This is a genomic window from Lapidilactobacillus dextrinicus DSM 20335, assembly GCF_001436095.1.
Taxonomy (GTDB): Bacteria; Bacillota; Bacilli; order Lactobacillales; family Lactobacillaceae; genus Lapidilactobacillus; species Lapidilactobacillus dextrinicus.
Map to the genome: position 1 here is coordinate 104,938 of NZ_AYYK01000004.1, position 20,225 is coordinate 125,162.

The following is a 20,225-nucleotide window of genomic DNA, read 5'->3' on the forward strand; positions in this document are numbered from 1 at the left end:
TTTTTTAAACCGTTAATTTGCTAAAAAATGATCAAATTTGTTGGATTAAAAATTTCTGATAGTTGACAAGTAGCTAAAATCTAGCTTATGATTATTTCCGATTTGATCACCGCCGTATTTTGACGGTTATTATAGTAGATAACGGATTTAGGAAAGGAGTTTTTGCATGGCCACGAAGAATCTTGTGATTGTGGAATCCCCAGCAAAAGCCAAAACAATTGAAAAGTATCTCGGTCGAAATTATAAAGTCGTTGCCAGTTTAGGACATGTTCGAGATTTACCTAAGAGTCAAATGGGTATTGACATCGAAAACGATTATGAACCACGTTATATTTCGATTCGTGGTAAAGGTGATGTGATCAAAGGGCTGAAGTCAGCGGCTAAAAAAGCTGATCATATTTATCTAGCAGCCGATCCCGATCGTGAGGGTGAGGCGATTGCTTGGCATGTTTCCCATTTGCTTAATTTAAGTCCCGAAGACAACAATCGTGTTGTCTTCAATGAAATTACGAAAGATGCTGTTAAGAACGCTTTTAAAACACCCCGTAGCATTGATATGAACTTAGTTGATGCTCAACAAGCACGTCGGATTTTAGACCGCTTAGTGGGTTATTCAATTAGTCCGATTCTCTGGGCTAAAGTTAAAAAAGGGCTTAGTGCCGGTCGGGTACAATCAATTGCCTTGAAACTGGTGATTGACCGCGAAAAAGCTATTAACGCTTTTGTTCCGGAAGAATATTGGAGTTTAGCTGCTGAATTCCAAAAAGGACGGGGCAAGAAGTTTGCCGCTAATTTCTACGGTTTTGACGGCAAGAAGCAGCCATTAGCTGATAATAACGCTGTTCAAGCAGTTTTAAGTAAAGTTGATAAGGATAAGCCATTTGCAGTTCAAAATGTGACGAAAAAAGAACGTAAACGTTTCCCAGCTGCACCATTTACGACTAGTTCATTACAACAAGAAGCCAACCGCCGTTTGAACTATAAAACACGTAAAACAATGATGATTGCACAGCAATTGTATGAAGGTATTAACTTAGGTGGTAAAGAAGGTACGGTTGGGTTAATTACCTATATGCGTACCGATTCTACCCGTATTTCTTCTGTGGCTAAGCATGAAGCTGCCACGTATTTACATGAAACACTGGGTGAAGAATACGCAGCCACTAAGTTACGTAAGACAAAGAATCCTGAAGGTGCACAAGATGCCCATGAAGCCATTCGGCCTAGTTCAGTGATGCGCACGCCTGATTCTTTAAAGGATGTACTCACGCGCGACCAATTCCGTTTGTATCAATTGATTTGGTCCCGCTTCGTTGCTAGTCAAATGACACCAGCGGTTTTTGATACGGTGACCGTTAATTTAGAACAAAATGGCGTTATTTTTCGTGCTAATGGTTCTCAGATGAAGTTTGCTGGCTTTACCAAGATTTATCAATCCGCAACGGATGAATCTAAAGATAATCGTTTGCCTAAGTTGGAAGTAGGCGATGATGTTAAATTGGTCAAAACTGACCCCCAACAACATTTCACACAGCCACCAGCTCGCTATACCGAAGCTAGTTTGGTTAAAGCATTGGAAGAAAACGGTGTTGGCCGACCATCAACTTACGCCCCAACAATCGATACCATTCAAAAGCGCTACTACGTTAAATTAAACGGTAAGAGTTTTGAACCAACCGAGCTGGGTGAAATCGTTGATAAAATTATCGAAGAATTCTTCCCTGATATTGTTAATATTGATTTTACAGCCAAGTTGGAAGATGAATTAGATGGTATTGAGGCAGCTAAAGAGAATTGGGTCGATGTGGTCGATCGTTACTATAAGCCATTTGCTCAAGAGTTAGACAAGGCTGAAAAAGGTATCGAAAAAATTCAAATTAAAGATGAGCCAGCCGGTTTTGACTGTGATATCTGTGGCGCACCAATGGTGATTAAAATGGGACGATTTGGTAAGTTTTATGCTTGCAGTCGTTTCCCAGATTGTCGGAATACTAAAGCAATTGTCAAAGAGATTGGCGTTGTTTGTCCTAAATGTGGCGAAGGCCAAGTGATTGAACGCAAATCAAAACGTAATCGGATCTTCTATGGTTGCTCCCGCTTCCCAGATTGCGATTTCGTCTCTTGGGATAAACCAGTCGGTCGTGATTGTCCCGTTGACGGTCATTACCTAGTTGAGAAGAAAGTTAAAGGCGGTCGCCAAGTGATTTGTCCAAACGGTGACTATGAAGAACAAGTGCAGAAATAAGACTTAGATTGTGTTTCAGTCAATTCATCACATGGTACACGCTAATTGAAACGTGCTGCAAGCTACTGGTGACAGTGAATTTAAGCGCGAATCTCCTTGCATTAATGCGCAATGATTTTCTCATTTAAATCCACGTCACTAACCCATGGCTTTTTGCACTCTAATAATAAAGGATGGTTATTAAATGACAGATATGCCTGTTGTTAATGTTGTTGGCGCCGGCTTAGCTGGTTCCGAAGCGGCTTGGCAAATTGCCCAGCGTGGCGTTAAAGTACGTTTGTATGAAATGCGGCCGGTAAAATCAACACCTGCGCATCATACGGATCAGTTTGCAGAATTAGTTTGTACTAATTCATTGCGCGCTAATCAAATCACGAATGCCGTTGGCTTATTAAAAGAAGAAATGCGCCGGCTAAATTCTTTAGTGATGACCTCAGCAGATGCTAATGCCGTACCAGCCGGTGGTGCTTTAGCTGTTGATCGTGATGACTTTTCTGGTCAAATCACCACAACACTTCGGGAGCATCCTAATATTGAAGTGATCGCTGAAGAATTGAGTGAATTTCCAAAAGGTATCACGGTGGTTGCAACTGGACCTTTAACATCACCAGCGATGGCTGAGCAAATTCAACAATTAAATGGTGCTGAAGGGTTGCATTTTTATGACGCAGCAGCGCCTATTTTGACAAAAGAATCAATTGATTTTGATAAAGTTTATTTGAAATCTCGCTATGATAAGGGTGAGGCAGCTTATTTAAATTGTCCCATGACCCGTGATGAATTCATGGCTTTCCGTGATGCACTAGCTACTGCAGAACAAGCTGAAATGCATGGTTTTGAAGATGATCAAGTCTTTGAAGGCTGTATGCCGATTGAAGTAATGGCTCGTCGTGGCGAAAAGACAATGTTATTTGGACCGATGAAGCCCGTTGGTCTAGAAGATCCTAAAACTGATCAACGTCCTTATGCGGTTGTCCAATTACGACAGGATAATGCAGCGGGCAGTTTGTATAATATTGTCGGATTCCAAACACATTTGAAATGGGGCGAACAACGTCGCGTTTTCCGCATGATTCCCGGTTTAGAAAAGGCTGAATTTGTTCGTTATGGGGTCATGCATCGCAATACCTTCATGAATTCACCTGAAGTTTTGCAACCAACGTATGAATCTAAGCAAAAAGCTGGCCTATTCTTTGCTGGACAAATGACTGGTGTCGAAGGCTATGTTGAAAGTGCTGCTAGTGGTCTTTTAGCAGGAATTAATGCTGCCCGAATGGCTCAAGGACAAGCAACGTTAACACTAGATTCCGCAACTGCCATCGGTTCAATGGCAAACTACATCACCCACACGAATGGTAAGCATTTCCAACCAATGAATGCCAACTTCGGGATTCTAGCACCGCTACCTGAAAAAATCCGTGATAAAAAAGAACGTTACCAAGCTTTAGCTAAACGAGCACTTGATTTGATCGATCAAACTGCTGTTGAAGTTAACGCTTAATACTTTTTACTCGAAACCTTCCGACAATATGTTAAAGTAGAGATATTGGCTGGAGGTTTTTTTATGGCAGAAATTGAGTGGGTGGACAGTTTTGCCCGCTATTTAGTAGTTGAACGGCAATATTCTGAATTAACAGAAATTGCCTATTTAGATGATATTCACGATTTTACGACTTTTCTAGAAAATAACGGCGGACTTGCTTCCTATCAAGATGTTCATCAATTTGAAGTGGAGACTTATTTAGCCGATTTAACACGCAAAAAGTTATCAAGGACCACAATTAGTCGTAAAATTTCAGCCTTAAGGTCCTTTTATCGCTATTTAGAAAATCGTAAGCTAGTATCACAAAATCCATTTGTGGCTGTTCAAATTAAAGGCCAGTCTAAAACTTTACCGCGCTTTTTTTATGAACAGGAAATGCAAGTGCTTTTTGATTCAGTTCAAGGTGACGAGCCGCTGACACAACGTAACCGCGCATTGTTAGAACTCTTTTATGCGACGGGTATGCGGGTGAGTGAAGTTGCCAACTTAACGCTGTCGCAATTAGATTTTTCGATGCGGATTGTGTTGGTCCATGGGAAAGGTAATAAAGATCGCTATGTACCCTTTGGTCATCATGCACAACGTGCCCTAGAAACCTATCTTGCTGATGGACGTCAGAAATTATTGAAAGCGCAATCTGACCCAGATTTTGTGTTCCTGAATCGTTTTGGTAAGCCAATCACACCGCGAGGCATCGCCTATGCGTTAGAACAAGTCATTAAAAAATCCAGTTTAACCAGTGATATTCATCCGCATATGTTACGGCACACTTTTGCCACGCATTTGTTGGATCACGGTGCAGACTTGCGGACGGTTCAGGAGTTATTAGGTCATGCGAGCTTATCCTCAACACAAATTTATACGCATGTCACTATGCAGCATTTGCAGTCGGACTATCAACAATTTTTCCCGCGCGCAACTGAAAAAAATAAACAGAATAAAAATTAAGTGAGGTCAAATTATGACAACAATTGTTGCAGTTAAACATCACGATCAAATTGCCATCGCTGGCGATGGTCAAGTAACAATGGGTGAGAAATATATTTCCAAAGGAACGGCTCACAAAATTCGCCGTATCTATGATAACAACGTTATTATTGGTTTTGCCGGTGGTGTGGCAGATGCCTTCACCCTTGCTGATTGGTTAGAAAAGAAACTAAAAGCATACGGTGGCGACTTACGACGTTCAGCTGTGGAACTTGCCCAAGATTGGCGCAAAGATCCGACCCTACAAAAGCTTGAAGCCATGTTAATTGCTTTTGACCGACATAACTTACTATTGATTTCTGGTAATGGTGAAGTGATTGAACCTGATGAAAATGTTGTGTCAATTGGTTCTGGTGGTTACTTTGCCCAGGCCGCAGCCATTGCCATGACTCGTCACGCCGAAGAGATGAGCGCCCAAGAGATTGCTCGTGAAGCTGTTGACATCGCGGGATCAATCGACATTTTCACCAATCATGATATTATGACGGATCAATTTTAAAGGAGACAGATAAATGCCTTTGGAAAGAACACCAAGAGAAATTGTTGCAGCTTTAGATGAATATGTTATCGGCCAACATGATGCCAAACGTGCCGTTGCGATTGCCTTGTACAATCGTTATCGTCGTCATCAATTAAGCGAACAAATGCAACATGATATTACCCCTAAGAACTTATTAATGATTGGACCTACTGGTGTCGGTAAAACCGAAATTGCCCGCCGCTTAGCTGCAATCGTTAATGCACCTTTTGTTAAAGTAGAAGCAACGAAATTTACCGAAGTTGGTTATGTTGGTCGTGACGTTGAAGCTATGGTCCGTGATTTAGCAGAAACGGCCGTTGGCATCGAACAAAAAGAAGCCTATGCTAAAGTTCGTGTCCAAGCTGAAAAGGAAGCTAATAAGAAGTTAATTCGCTTATTAGCACCTGGTGAGAAAAAAGAGAAGAAACAAGCTCAGCCTAATAACATCATGCAAATGATGAATCAATTGATGACCCAACAACCCGACCAAGAGACCGAAGAAGATAACGACAACAAGAACGTTTCTTCTGAAGTGCTCGATCAACGCATGGATCTAGCTGAGAAGCTAGAAAAAGGGTTACTAGAAAATCGAGAAGTAACTGTTAAAGTTGATGAACCCAAGAAGGCCAATCAAATGAGTGATATGATGGGCAGTATGGGTGTTGACATGGGCGACATGCTTGGTCAAATTACGCCGAAACGTAAAATTTCGCGTACACTGCCTGTTAAAGAAGCGCGTGAAGTTTTGATTAAGCAATATTCTGAAAAGTTAGTTAACCAAGACGATCTTTATCAACGTGCGATTCAACGCGCTCAAGATGATGGTATTATCTTCATTGATGAAATTGATAAATTATCTTCTAAGAGTAAAAACTCTGGCGATGTTTCCCGCGAAGGGGTTCAACGTGATATTTTACCAATCGTTGAAGGCTCACAAGTAAACACGAAATACGGTCCCTTAGATACTAGTCATGTCTTGTTTGTCGGTTCTGGGGCGTTTGCTCAAACTAAACCAAGTGATTTGATTCCTGAATTACAAGGTCGTTTCCCAATTCGAGTTGAGTTGAATGATTTAACAAAAGACGATTTTGTTGAAATTCTAACTGAGCCACGTTCAGCTTTAATTAAACAATACATCGCTTTAGTTGGAGCTGATGGCGTTAAGCTAACATTTACTAAAGAAGCTATCGACAAAATTGCTGAGACTGCTGATGACGTCAATAAACGAACTGATAATATTGGTGCTCGGCGTCTAGCAACAATTCTCGAAAAAGTGCTTGAAGAGGTTCTATTTGATGGCCCAGATATGCAAATGGGTGAGATCATGATTACTGAGAAGTATGTCGCTGATCGGATTGATAACATTGTTGCCGATCAAGATTTAACTAAATATATCCTTTAGTGAGTGGTGATAAAATGCAAATCGAATTAAATAATGAATTTTACCGTGTGATTATGAATACCAAGGGTGCTGAATTACAAAGTGTTGTTGGTCAACATAACCGTTATGAGTTTTTATGGCAAGCAGATCCGAAAGTTTGGGGTCGCCATGCGCCAGTACTATTTCCAATTGTAGGCCGTTTGAAGAATGACGAATATCGCTACCAAGGTCAAACTTACCACATGACTCAACACGGGTTTGCACGTGATAACGAGTTCGAAGTTGAACGTCAAACAGACCACAGTATTACCTTTTTACTCAAAGATTCAGAGGCAACTCGGGCAATTTATCCTTTTAAATTTGAATTTCGGGTTAAATATTCTTTAATTAATCAGTTAATTAAAGTTAGCTATTATGTGACAAACCCAAGTACAACGGAACCTTTGTACTTTAGCGTTGGTGGTCACCCTGGTTTCCGGGTGCCTTTAGCTGATGACGCTAAGTTTGAAGACTATTTCTTACGCTTTAAACCAAGTAAGAGTCGAATTCAAATTCCGCTTGGTGAAAACGGTAGAATTAATTATGCTAAACGGACGTTAGCACCAACCGATGTTGATTGGCAGATTAATCATGATGTCTTCAAAGATGATGCGTTGATTTTCCAATTACCAGATGCTAACGAAGTTCAAATTCTATCTGATAAAACCGATCATGGTATTTGCTTAAAGACTAAAGACGCACCTTATGTGGGGATTTGGTCTGCTTATCCGACAACGGGTGACTACATCTGTATCGAACCATGGTGGGGCATCGCAGATCCAACTGATGCTAGTGGTGAATTAACTGAAAAGCTGGGAATTAACAAACTTGATCCAAACGGTGAATTTAAAGCAAAATATTCAATCTCATTTAAGTAATTCTTGTCCTTCACCCTTTTTAAGGTGTCTTGCGTGGTGGCATCACTTTTAATTTCAGCCTAACAAAAAAAGGAATGATCATTGATCATTCCTTTTTCTTGTGGTGGTAATACCAACCAAATGGGACTAAATTTTCATTATGTGTACGAATTCGTTTAATGTTTTCCCGGTGCCGGTAAAAGATAAAGATTGTTAAGGCAAAAGCCACCAGCGTTAAGAACCAATCGTGATAATAAAACGACGTTAGCGTGATTAACACCATACCTAACATACTAGCAACACTAACCATACTGGACAGGCACAAAATCGTGACAAAAATAGCGACTGCGATAATGAAAAAGTGCGGGTTATAAGTTAACAAGATCCCTGCGCTTGTGGCCACGGCTTTACCACCCTTAAATTTCAAGAAGATTGAAAAAGAGTGACCTAAAATAGCTGCCAAGCCAAAGACTAGGACCAAGTAATGCGGTGGAGTGAAATGAAACCAAATCGGTAAGGCAGCAGCAAGTGAGCCTTTTAAAATATCACAAAACAAGACGACAGTTCCCGCAACGCGGCCTAAAACGCGGTAAGTATTAGTGGTGCCAATGTTGCCACTACCGTATTGGCGAATATCTTTATGATAAAAAAGTTTGCCAATTACCACGCCTGAGGGAAAAGATCCAATAATATATGCTAAAATTAATAAGACTGCAAATTTCAAATTGATTCCTCCGATACATGCGACTAATTGTACCATGAATGATTTGATCCGTGGTAGTTTGATTAAAAATTTAAAAATTCTTGATTAATGAATAGCCTCTTGGAAATAAACGATCAGGTTAGTCCAGTTGACAGATCGTCATGGTTCCATTAGGCTATTGCTAATAGAACATACATTCGTCTTGATTAAGACAAATGGAGGGTAACATGGCAAAAAAAGCACAATATGATGATAGTTCAATTCAAATATTAGAAGGATTAGAGGCAGTACGCAAGCGCCCGGGAATGTATATTGGTTCTACGGACGCGCGTGGACTGCATCATTTGGTTTACGAAATCGTTGATAATGCGGTTGATGAGGCCTTGGCCGGTTTCGGTAAAAAAATTGATGTCGTCATTAATGCTGACGGTAGCTTAACAGTTAGTGACCAAGGACGAGGAATGCCAACAGGCATGCATGCTTCTGGTCGCCCAACCATTGAAGTTATTTTGACGGTTTTACATGCCGGCGGTAAATTCACCGAGAATAACTATAAGACATCAGGTGGGTTACACGGTGTTGGGGCCTCAGTTGTTAATGCCCTTTCCAGTTGGTTAACGATTGAAGTTGCTCGCGATCATGAATTATACCGCGAGAAATTTGTTAATGGCGGCCATCCAGATGGTAGCTTGAAGAAAGTTGACCGAGCTAAAATTAAATCCGGTACGACCTTAACCTTTATGCCTGACCCAGAAATCTTTTCAACGGTTAATTTTAATTACGACACGTTGGCTGAACGTTTACGTGAGTCAGCCTTCTTACTCAAGGGTTTAGAAATCACCTTAACCGATAAACGTGGTGAAGAAGAACGCCAAGATATTTTCAAATTTGATGATGGCTTACAATCATTTGTCCGTTACTTAAATGAAGATAAGGATACCTTGTCAGATGTCATTAGTATTGAAGGCACTCGTGATGAGATTGAAATTGAGTTTGCTGGCCAATACAACGATGGTTACTCTGAAAATATCATTTCCTTCGTCAACAACGTGCGGACAGGTGATGGCGGTACTCATGAAGTTGGGATGAAGTCTGGGTTAACTAAGGCTTTTAATGACTATGCTCGTAAAGTTGGTCTATTAAAAGAGAAGGATAAGAACTTGGAAGGTAGCGATGTTCGCGAAGGATTAAGTTGCGTCTTATCAGTTCGTATTCCCGAAGAAATTTTGCAATTTGAAGGCCAGACGAAAGGTCGTTTGGGAACACCCCAAGCACGGTCAGCAGTTGATGGCTTAATTTACGAACAGTTGTCCTTCTACTTGCTAGAAAATGGTGACCTAGCACAAATGCTCGTTAATAAAGCCATTAAAGCCCGTGAAGCTCGTAATGCGGCGCGTAAGGCTCGTGATGAGAGTCGTAATGGTAAGAAGCGCAAAAAGAATGATGGGTTGCTTTCTGGTAAATTAACACCCGCCCAATCACGTAACCCAAAGAAAAACGAACTTTACTTAGTCGAAGGTGACTCTGCCGGCGGCTCAGCTAAGCAGGGACGTGACCGCCGCTTCCAGGCCATTCTACCTTTACGTGGTAAAGTATTGAATACTCAGAAGGCAAAACTGCAAGATATTATTAAAAATGAAGAAATTAACACGATGATTTACACAATTGGTGCTGGGGTTGGACCTGAATTTAAGGTTGAAGACAGTAATTATGACAAAATCATCATTATGACCGATGCCGATGATGATGGTGCGCATATCCAAATTCTACTGTTGACCTTCTTTTATCGTTACATGCGGCCGTTAATTGATGCTGGTAAAGTCTATATTGCCTTACCACCATTGTATAAGCTGCAAAAAGGCCATGGTGCTAAGAGTAAAACTGAATATGCGTGGACCGAGAATCAATTAGCCGAAGGCGTTAAAGAGATGGGTAAAGGTTATAGCTTACAACGGTTTAAAGGTTTAGGTGAAATGAACGCTGATCAGTTGTGGGAAACCACCATGAACCCAGAGACACGGACGTTGATTCGAGTTAAAGTCGATGATGCTACATTGGCTGAAAAGCGCGTGACAACCTTAATGGGCGACAAAGTAGCCCCAAGAAGACGTTGGATTGAACAAAACGTGAAGTTTACGATGAGTGAAGCTGGCAGTATCTTAGATACAACAGCGGCTGATGATGCTCATCAAGTTAGCACCGGCGAACAAGATCTTTTGAAACAAGTTGAACATCATAAAGGTGAGTGAAGTTAATGGCTGATCAAACAGGAAAAATTGAAGAATTATCACTTGAAACCGTTATGGGTGAACGTTTTAGCCGTTACTCCAAATATATTATTCAAGAGCGGGCTTTGCCGGATATTCGTGATGGCTTAAAGCCAGTTCAGCGCCGAATTTTGTTTGCGATGAATCAAGACGGTAATACGTATGAGCATGACTTTCGTAAGTCGGCGAAATCAGTTGGGAATGTCATGGGTAACTTTCATCCCCATGGTGATAGCTCAATTTATGAATCAATGGTCCGCATGAGTCAAACCTGGAAGTTGCGTGAACCTTTAGTCGAGATGCACGGTAATAATGGTTCAATGGACGGTGATCCACCAGCCGCAATGCGTTATACCGAAGCACGTTTAAGTAAAATTGCTAGCGAGTTATTACGCGATATTGATAAAAAGACGGTTAATATGGTCTTAAATTTCGATGATACAACGGAAGAACCAACTGTCTTACCGGCTCATTTCCCAAATCTATTGGTTAATGGGTCATCGGGTATTTCCGCAGGTTACGCGACTGAAATTCCACCACATAATTTAGGTGAAGTGATTGATGCGGTTATTTATCTCATGGCTCATCCTGAGGCAACTTTGGATGATTTAATGCGGTTTGTTCCGGGACCAGATTTTCCAACAGGTGGTATCTTACAAGGTGCTGCTGGTATTAAAGAGGCTTATCAAACTGGCCGTGGACGTGTGGTGCTGCGTTCAAAGACGGCAATTGAATCCATGCGTAGTCAACGGCAACAGATTATTATTACTGAATTGCCTTACGAAGTGAATAAGGCATTGTTAGTTAAGAAAATCGATGAGTTACGCGTGACTAAAAAAGTCGATGGTATTTCTGAAGTACGTGATGAGACTGACCGGATGGGGTTACGAATTGTTGTGGAATTGAAGCGGAACGCTGACGCCGAAGGTATTTTGAATTATTTATTCAAAAATACTGATTTGCAGATTTCATATAATTTTAATATGGTCGCAATTGCCGACTTACGACCACAGCAAATTGGTCTTAAACAGGCATTGGAAGCCTATCTTGAGCACCAACGCGATGTTATTACCAAGCGGACAAAATTTGATCTAGAAAAGGCGCAGAAACGTCAACATATTGTTGAGGGACTAATTCGTGCTTTATCTATTCTTGATGAAGTCATCCGAATTATTCGTAGTAGTAAGAATAAAGGCGATGCCAAGCAAAACTTAGTTAAGGAATATCAATTTACTGAAACACAAGCTGAGGCCATTGTTTCCTTGCAACTTTATCGGTTGACGAATACCGATGTGACGGCACTAGAGGCTGAACATCAAGAACTTTCTGATAAGATTGCTGGTTATCAAAAAATCCTCGGTGATGCTAAGACGTTAGATCGTGTCATCAAAAAAGAACTGCAACAAATTAAACGTGACTTTCCTGGCGAGCGATTAACCACCATTGAGGCTGAAGTACAATCATTAAATATTGATACAAGTGTTATGGTTACTTCTGAAGAAGTTGAGTTATTAGTTAGTCATGACGGCTACATTAAGCGCAGCAGTTTGCGTTCATATCAAGCTACTGGGTCAACCGAAAATGGGTTGAAGACAGAAGATTATCCTATTTTTGAGGGTAGTGTTAATACCCTCGATCATCTTTTCATTTTTACAACCAAAGGTAATTTGATTTATCGGCCAGTTCACGAAATTGCCGATAGCAAATGGAAAGATATGGGCCAACATTTGTCACAAGATGTCGGATTAGATAGTAACGAATCAGTACTGGCCGCCTATGTTTATTCTGATTTGAAACAAAACGGTCAGTTCGTTTTAACAACATCAGATGGGTATATTAAGCAAGTAGCCTTTAACAGTCTATTGCCGGGCCGAACTTATCGAACACGACCACAAATGGCAGTTAAACTAAAGGAGAAGGATGCACAAGTAGTTAACGTGCAATACTTATTGCCAGAAGAAGCTGCTTTTGCGGAAGTTTATTTGTTTAGTCGCCACGCCTACGGACTTCACTTTGTTTTAAGCGATGTCCCAGTAGTTGGTGCTAAGGCTGCAGGGGTTAAGGGGATTAACCTTAAAGATGATGACGTCCTTGTTGGTTCTTGGTCTCTGACTGCTGATCAAGTAACTGCAGAGCCGGCATTAGCTATTTTGACTCAACGTGGTGCGTTTAAGAAAATGCCACTAACAGAATTACCATTAAGTAATCGGGCCTTAAGAGGACTACAAGTTCTTCGTCAGCTTAAACGACAACCACATGAAATTGTGGCCACACAATTATTATTACAACATGATCAGAAACTTAAGATTTATACAGAGAAGAATCAACAAGTTGAACTTATGATTGCCAATGTTCCTACTAACGATCGTTACTCAAACGGCAGCTTTGTTTTAGATGTTGAACAAGACGGTACGCCGGTACGAATGGCATTAATTGACGTTCCCGCAGTAGATACTGCTGAATAAATTTGAGTCGTCGATTTTATCTTGGTAGTTAGGTAGTGCAAGCATTTCTATTGAAAATTAGGTTTAACCTTTAGTAAAATAGGGGTCGTTATTCGTTAATTATTTAACAAAATAACGACCCCTATTTTAATGCCCTTGCCGTTAAATAAAGGTATAACGCGCATTTGCCGTTGTGAAACAGAGTTTTCAAACTGTTATAAAACAAACGGAATATTTTTTTGAAATCGGATATTTCAATAGTGTTCAATTTTCATCAATCAATGACAAATGTTAATTTAACCGAATTTGAAGCACTTACATTTTTTTGATTTTTTTTAAGAAAAGGTTTGCATTCTAATTGTGACATGTTATACTAATAGTGTAAAAAGTGTTGTAAAACTTATATATACACGGAGGCACACTAATGAAACAGATGGAAAAACAAGCCACTCCAAGTTATTGGGAAGGTTTTGTCGGTGGCGATTGGCAAAAAACGATCAACGTTCGTGATTTCATCAATAGAAACTTGGTCCAATATGATGGCGACGAGTCTTTCTTAGCTGGTCCAACAGATGCTACAACTAAATTAAATAAAATAGTTCTCGACTTAAAGAAAAAAGAACGTGAAGTTGGCGGTGTTCTTGAAGCTGACAATAACGTTGTTGCTACAATTACTTCTCACAAAGCTGGTTACATCGAAAAAGATCTTGAAAAGATTGTTGGTTTACAAACTGACAAACCTTTGAAACGCGCCTTTATGCCATTTGGTGGTATTCGGATGGCTGAAGATGCTTTAAAGTCTTACGGCTTTGATACAGATCCAGAAATGCACAAAATCTTCACTGAAGATCGTAAAACGCATAACCAAGGTGTCTTTGATGTTTATACACCTGCTATGCGTAAAGCACGTCACTACAAGATTGTTACTGGCTTGCCAGATGCTTATGGCCGTGGCCGTTTAATTCCTGACCTTCCACGGATTGCTATCTATGGTATTGACAAGTTAATGGCTGCTAAAGCTCATGACTTCGAAAACATCGGCGACGGTGAAATGACTAACGAAGTTATCCAACTTCGCGAAGAAGTTCAAGAACAATATCGTGCTTTGGCTCAAATGAAAGAAATGGCTGCTGAGTATGGCTATGATATCAGCAAACCAGCCGAAACAGCTCAAGAAGCTATTCAATGGATTTACTTTGGTTATCTTGCTTCAGTTAAAACTCAAAACGGTGCTGCAATGTCTGTTGGCCGAATTGATACAACTATCGAAGCTTACATTAACCGTGACTTAAAGCGTGGTATTCTTGATGAAGCACAAGCCCAAGAATTAATTGACCAATTCACAATGAAATTACGTTTAGTTCGCTTCATTCGGACACCAGAATACAACTCATTATTCTCTGGCGATCCAATCTGGGCAACTTTAACACTTGCTGGTACTGGTCTTGATGGCCGTCACCATATTACTAAGACTGCTTTCCGTTTCTTGAAGACCTTGGAAAACATGGGTGCTGCTCCAGAACCAAACATTACTTTGTTATGGAACGACAAGTTGCCTGAAGGTTTCAAACAATATGCAACTGAAGTTTCTATTCAAACTTCAACAATTCAATACGAAAACGATGAAATGCTTAAAGACGAATGGGGTACAGATTACTACGGTATTGCTTGCTGTGTATCTGCACAACCTATCGCTAGCGGCATGCAATTCTTTGGCGCTCGTGCTAACATGGCTAAGACAATTCTTTATGCAATCAACGGTGGTGTTGATGAAATTGCTGAAGAACAAGTTGGACCTGCATATGCACCAATCACTACGGATTACATCGATTATGATGATTTCATGAAGAAATTAGATCCAATGATGGATTGGTTGGCAGACGTTTACGTTAACTCATTGAACGCTATTCACTACATGCATGATAAATATTATTACGAATCAGCTCAAATGGCTTTGAAGGACACTGTTCTTGATCGGACATTTGCTACTGGTTTGTCAGGATTCTCTCATGCCGTTGATTCAATTTCTGCAATCAAATATGGTCATGTTAAAGTTATCCGTGACGAAAGGGGTATTGCTGTTGACTTCAAAGCTGACAACGATGACTATCCTCGCTATGGTAACAACGATGATCGTGCAGATCAAATCGGTGTTTGGTTAGTACAACATTTCTACGAAAAGATGAATACACATCATCTCTATCGTGGTGCTAAGTTATCAACTTCAATCTTAACCATTACTTCTAACGTTGTTTATGGTAAGAACACTGGTACAACACCTAACGGTCGTCAAAAGGGCGAACCATTCTCACCAGGTGCTAACCCTGCATACGGTGCTGAAAAGAACGGCGCATTAGCATCATTACTTTCAACAGCTAAAATGCCATATCACTATGCAACTGATGGTATTTCAAATACGTTTGGTGTCACACCTAACACATTAGGTCATGATGATGAAGCTCGTAAAGAGACGTTAGTTAACATGATCGATGGTTACATGGAAAATGAAGGTATGCACTTGAACATCAACGTCTTCAACCGTGAGACTTTAATTGACGCTCAAAAGCATCCAGAAGAATATCCAACATTAACAGTTCGTGTTTCTGGCTACTGTGTCTACTTTGCAGACTTAACTAAGGAACAACAAGATGATGTTATTTCACGGACTTACTTCGAAGAAATGTAATCAATATTCTTAACTGATTAAGTATGTATTCTGCTTTTAGACAAAGGGATCTGGGATGATATCCCAGATCCCTTTTGTTTTTGAATAAGCAAGGTGAGTTACTGACAGATTAAATTTACTTATCATTAATTTGTCAGTATAATGCAATTAGTCACATTTTAAATACGGTCATCGTATTCAGACTAACTGTTTGCTTTAAGAAAGGATGATTTTTATGGATACGGCAACTGCAACTGTAACTAAACCAGTTATTGGTTATGTTCACTCGATTGAAACGTTTGGTTCTGTTGATGGTCCTGGTATCCGTTTCGTTGCCTTTTTACAGGGCTGCCGAATGCGGTGCGAATTCTGCCATAACCCTGATACCTGGAACATTGGGACTGGCGACGAAATTGATGCTGATACGTTATTACAAGAAGCATCAAAGTATCGCGCTTTTTGGGGCAAACAAGGCGGTATTACGTGTAGTGGTGGTGAATCACTATTACAAATTGATTTCTTAATTGATTTGTTTACTAAGGCTAAGGCAATGGGAATTAATACATGTTTGGATACATGTGGTCAACCCTTTACTTATAAGCAACCTTGGTTTAATAAATTTAAGAAATTAATGGCTGTTACGGATGTTTCGATGGTTGATATTAAGCAAATTGATACTGATCGTCATAAACGTCTAACTGGTTTTAACAATGAACCAATTTTGGCCATGATTCAATATATGTCTGAAAATGGTCATCACATGTGGATTCGCCACGTACTTGTTCCAGAACGAACTGATTTTGATGAGAACTTAAAGGAACTAGGCGACTACATTAAAACTTTGAATTATGTTGATAAGGTTGAAGTGCTACCATACCACACTATGGGTGTCGTTAAATATGAAGATCTAGGAATCGATTACCCCTTAAAAGGAATCGAACCACCAACACATGATCGCGTGGTTAATGCCGAAAATTATTTACATGTTAACGATTATCAAGGGTGGCGGATTTATCCACTTAATAAGTAAAAAATTAAGATAATTCCTTAAAGAGTAGCCATTATGGTTGCTCTTTTTTAAGGCTTATATTATTATAATGATAAAGTTTATATTACTATTATCGGAGGAAAACATATGAAGACGCGACAGGAAAATCTCTTCGCCTCTAAAACATTGACATATTTCTTACAACTCGCCGAAACAATGAATTATACTCAAGCTGCGCAAATTTTAGGTATTACTCAGCCAGCATTAACTCAACAGATTAAAAAATTAGAACGGACAGTTGGCGCTCCCGTTTTCTTTTCAATTGGCAAGAAGCTTTATTTGTCTGATGCGGGTCGGACAATGTTAGCAACGACGCAGCAAATTTTTGAAATTGTGAATGGCGCTTTGGATAAGGTTCAGCAATCAACTAGCGCAACTGAAGGACCAATTAGTATCGGCTTTTTGTCGTCAATGGAAACGATCGCGTTTGAGAAATTTTTCGTGAACTTCAATAAGTTATATCCCGATGTTAAAATTAGTTTTGATTTATTGACACGTCGTGAAATTTGGGATCGTTTAGAAAATAATCAAATCGATCTTGCAGTGATGTATGTTCCCGATGAAAGTATTAAAAACTGGCGTGCTTATGATACTAAAGAAATTGCCAGCGATCACTTAGTCTTTTTGCATCATGATGAAAAAATGGCAAAACGCAAGAAGGTTAAATTAGCAGCGGCTACTAAAAGTAGTTGGGTTGGCTATCCACCAGATTACTTCACGTCGCAATTATTATCAGAAGTTTTCAAAAATAAAATGGTTGATGAACCAGAGATTAAGGGACAATTTACCTCACCATTTTCAATTATTCGCTTCGCTCAAGCTCGTGATTACGTCACGGCACTACCTTATACTTTCTTCTTAGCACATACTGATAGAATCACCATGTACCATGCTGATTTTGATCCAGCGATTTCTTTTGATGTTTCCTTTGTTTACCGCAATGACAAAGCAAAGATTCCGCGGATTAAGTTATTCTTTGAAGAATGGGATAAATATTTTGCTGAAAAAGATTATTTATCGGTCTTAAGTGATATCGATTCGCACAAATTTGGGGTAGAATAGAATTATCTGAGTTAAAAGGGGTTTTTAGTATAATGGCAAAAGAATTAGTCTTCGGACATCAAAATCCAGATACAGACGCAATTTGTGCAGCAATTTCATATGCTTATTTGCAAAAACAATTAGGTTATGAGGCTGAGGCAGTTGCATTAGGTGAACCAAACGAAGAGACTAAGTATGTCTTAGATCATTTCAACCAAGAAGCACCACGGGTAATTACGCGTGCTAGTGCTGAAGTTGAAAAAGTAATGTTAGTTGATCATAATGAACCACAACAAAGTGTTAGTGACATCGCTGATGTTCAAGTAACACATGTGGTTGATCATCATCGGATTAACAATTTTAATACGTCTGATCCAATCTTCTATCGTGCAGAACCACTTGGCTGCTGCAGCACCGTTATTTGGAAGTTATATCATGAAAACCAAGTCGCAATTCCAGCTAAAATTGCTGGTTTAATGCTATCTTCAATTATTTCTGATACGTTGCTTTTCAAGTCACCAACAACAACTCAAACAGATCGTGACGCAGTTAAAGATCTTGCTGAGATTGCTAACGTTGATTATGAAGCTTATGGTTTAGATATGTTAAAGGCCGGCACGGATCTTTCTAGCAAATCTGAACAAGAATTAATTGATATGGATGCTAAGACTTTTGAACTTAGCGGCAAGAAAGTACGAGTTGCTCAAGTTAATACGGTTGATTTGGACAGTGTTTTAGCACGCCAAGCTAACTTTGAAACAGTGATTAATGCCGAAAACAGTGCTGAAGACTATGACTTATTTGTTTTATTAATAACAAATATCTTAAATAGTGATTCTGAAGCAATTGTTATTGGTTCAGAAACTGGATTAGCTGCTTTTGAAAAAGCTTTTGCTAAGAAGATTGTTAACAACCGCGTGTTGCTACCAGGCGTTGTTTCTCGTAAGAAACAAATTGTGCCACAATTAACAGAAGCATACTAAATTTTAATGACGATATGGTAAAATAAGGGGTAAGCAGCTAGTTCTGCATACCTCTTTTTTTAGTTAAAACTAGGTGTTCACAGTAACCTGATATTTAAGCTTAAATGTGGAATTGAAGAAGGAGAATTACTTTGAAACAAGAACAAATGATGTTAAAGTTTCAGAATTTTTTCAACGAAAATGACGATCTACGTGTCTTTGGTATGAACGGTTCGCGAACGAATCCCAATGTTGTCGATGATAAGTTTAAAGACTACGATGTGGTCTTCTTTACTGATAAAGTAGACAAATATGTTGCTGATCGTTCTTTTATGAAGGCATTTGGGGAGATTTTATTAGCAACTGAACCAGGTCATGATGGCCTTTATTTACCTGAACCACTTGATGTTGACGGGCGTCATAATTTCTTAGTATTATATCAAAGCGGCTTACGCATTGACTGGCAATTTCGGCCATTAAAGCAATTAAAGGGTTATTTAAAAGAGGATACGTTAACTAGAATTGTCGGTGATAAAGATGGTCGAGTTACTAAATCATTACATCCTAATGATCGTCAATATTGGTTGGGCCGTCCATCTGAGAAGACATTTAATAGCTCCGTAAAAGAATTCTGGTGGGAGTTTGTTAACACGTTAAAAGCAGCTATCCGCCAAGAGAATTTCTTAGCACAATTTTACTTAAATTTGACCCGCGAAGAATTGATTCGCATGTTAACTTGGGGTGTGGCAACGAGTCACGGTTTTGAACGGAGTTATGGCAAAGAAAATCAACAAGCCTTAAAGCTCCTGTCACCTAAAGTTCAACGTCAGGTTTTAGCAACCTATGATACTAGTAGTTTGACCGCTATTTATGCAGCGTTAAAGGCAATGGGCCAATTAGAAAATACCGCCTTAAAATTAGTCGGCGATAAGTTAAGCCTCAATTATCAACCACTTCTAAAACTAGACCAAGTGCCCTTAACCTATCTGTGCAGTAAAGACGAACAAGATTTGGCCACCTATTTTGATCAACAAAATGCCAGTTTGTTATTTCAACAGGAAAGTCAGTTAATTGATTGGGGTAACCGTGATGAGGATATTGATAGTTTGGTTGTAGTAGGATCATACGGCCAAGGCACTCAAAAACCTGAATCTGATCTCGATTTAGTTTTAATCACAGGTAATAAGGCTAAGTTTTTCCAACATCATGAATTCGTTAATCAATTTGGTAAAACAACGAAGGTACAGACTGAATTTTATGGCGCGGTCACTTCAATTCGAGCAACTTATGAGGATGCTTCAGAGATCGAATTTAGCATTGCTGATGCAACTTGGTTAGAAAAGCCACTACCAGCAAGCACCAAGCAAGTGTTACAGGGTGGTTTTAAGGTGTTGGTTGATAAACGACAACAGTTTAAGAACATTAAACACTTAACGACAGAACAAGATTTGCAGTAGTTATTTTGCACCGCCAGTATTAAAATTCTCAGTAGCCAGTTTTGTTAGTCATCATATAGATATAGG

Annotated in this window: 14 protein-coding genes; 13 read left to right on the forward strand and 1 reads right to left on the reverse strand. The window is 39.6% G+C overall.

From position 1 onward, the window contains the following. Positions 1 to 166 precede the first annotated feature (166 nt). The 6 genes from topA (at position 167) to FC84_RS02720 (ending at position 7,593) form a co-directional block, all read left to right on the forward strand. Positions 167 to 2,245 (forward strand): type I DNA topoisomerase, encoded by a 2,079-nt coding sequence (gene topA / locus FC84_RS02695; RefSeq protein ID WP_057755004.1) that lies wholly within the window; start codon positions 167 to 169, stop codon positions 2,243 to 2,245. Positions 2,246 to 2,438: 193 nt separating this feature from the next. Further along, positions 2,439 to 3,746, forward strand: coding sequence for a methylenetetrahydrofolate--tRNA-(uracil(54)-C(5))-methyltransferase (FADH(2)-oxidizing) TrmFO (trmFO, locus tag FC84_RS02700; protein WP_192496390.1), 1,308 nt, complete (start codon positions 2,439 to 2,441; stop codon positions 3,744 to 3,746). 63 nt (positions 3,747 to 3,809) lie between these two features. Next, on the forward strand, positions 3,810 to 4,736 hold the full coding sequence (gene xerC / locus FC84_RS02705; RefSeq protein WP_057755010.1) for a tyrosine recombinase XerC: 927 nt from the start codon (positions 3,810 to 3,812) through the stop codon (positions 4,734 to 4,736). A 13-nt stretch (positions 4,737 to 4,749) separates the two neighbouring features. Next, positions 4,750 to 5,274 carry an ATP-dependent protease subunit HslV gene (hslV, locus tag FC84_RS02710; RefSeq protein ID WP_057755012.1) on the forward strand — a complete coding sequence of 175 codons (525 nt, stop codon included), beginning with the start codon at positions 4,750 to 4,752 and terminating at the stop codon, positions 5,272 to 5,274. 13 nt (positions 5,275 to 5,287) lie between these two features. Further along, positions 5,288 to 6,697, forward strand: coding sequence for an ATP-dependent protease ATPase subunit HslU (gene hslU, locus FC84_RS02715; RefSeq protein ID WP_057755014.1), 1,410 nt, complete (start codon positions 5,288 to 5,290; stop codon positions 6,695 to 6,697). Positions 6,698 to 6,711: 14 nt separating this feature from the next. After that, on the forward strand, positions 6,712 to 7,593 hold the full coding sequence (locus tag FC84_RS02720) for an aldose 1-epimerase family protein (protein WP_057755016.1): 882 nt from the start codon (positions 6,712 to 6,714) through the stop codon (positions 7,591 to 7,593). An 85-nt stretch (positions 7,594 to 7,678) separates the two neighbouring features. Here FC84_RS02720 and plsY read toward each other — a convergent pair whose 3' ends face one another. Then, on the reverse strand, positions 7,679 to 8,332 hold the full coding sequence (plsY, locus tag FC84_RS02725; protein ID WP_057755019.1) for a glycerol-3-phosphate 1-O-acyltransferase PlsY: 654 nt from the start codon (positions 8,330 to 8,332) through the stop codon (positions 7,679 to 7,681). 170 nt (positions 8,333 to 8,502) lie between these two features. On the opposite strand from plsY, the gene parE reads away from it, so the two are divergent. The 7 genes from parE to FC84_RS02760 all read left to right on the forward strand — a co-directional run bounded on the left by parE (position 8,503) and on the right by FC84_RS02760 (position 20,159). Next, positions 8,503 to 10,524, forward strand: a complete 2,022-nt coding sequence (parE, locus tag FC84_RS02730) for a DNA topoisomerase IV subunit B (RefSeq protein ID WP_057755026.1) — start codon at positions 8,503 to 8,505, stop codon at positions 10,522 to 10,524. Positions 10,525 to 10,529: 5 nt separating this feature from the next. Then, complete coding sequence (gene parC / locus FC84_RS02735; RefSeq protein ID WP_057755029.1) at positions 10,530 to 13,007, forward strand: DNA topoisomerase IV subunit A; 2,478 nt, start codon at positions 10,530 to 10,532, stop codon at positions 13,005 to 13,007. A gap of 403 nt (positions 13,008 to 13,410) precedes the next feature. Continuing rightward, positions 13,411 to 15,672, forward strand: coding sequence for a formate C-acetyltransferase (gene pflB, locus FC84_RS02740; RefSeq protein WP_057755031.1), 2,262 nt, complete (start codon positions 13,411 to 13,413; stop codon positions 15,670 to 15,672). A gap of 205 nt (positions 15,673 to 15,877) precedes the next feature. After that, positions 15,878 to 16,681, forward strand: a complete 804-nt coding sequence (pflA, locus tag FC84_RS02745; RefSeq protein ID WP_151425846.1) for a pyruvate formate-lyase-activating protein — start codon at positions 15,878 to 15,880, stop codon at positions 16,679 to 16,681. Between the two features lie 105 nt (positions 16,682 to 16,786). After that, the gene (locus FC84_RS02750) at positions 16,787 to 17,761 is read left to right on the forward strand and encodes a LysR family transcriptional regulator (RefSeq protein ID WP_057755039.1); all 975 of its coding nucleotides are present in this window, start codon (positions 16,787 to 16,789) and stop codon (positions 17,759 to 17,761) included. A gap of 32 nt (positions 17,762 to 17,793) precedes the next feature. Then, positions 17,794 to 18,723, forward strand: a complete 930-nt coding sequence (locus FC84_RS02755) for a manganese-dependent inorganic pyrophosphatase (protein ID WP_057755041.1) — start codon at positions 17,794 to 17,796, stop codon at positions 18,721 to 18,723. A 131-nt stretch (positions 18,724 to 18,854) separates the two neighbouring features. After that, positions 18,855 to 20,159: an aminoglycoside 6-adenylyltransferase gene (locus FC84_RS02760; protein ID WP_057755044.1), complete on the forward strand. Its 1,305-nt coding sequence runs from the start codon at positions 18,855 to 18,857 to the stop codon at positions 20,157 to 20,159. The last annotated feature ends 66 nt before the right edge of the window (positions 20,160 to 20,225 follow it).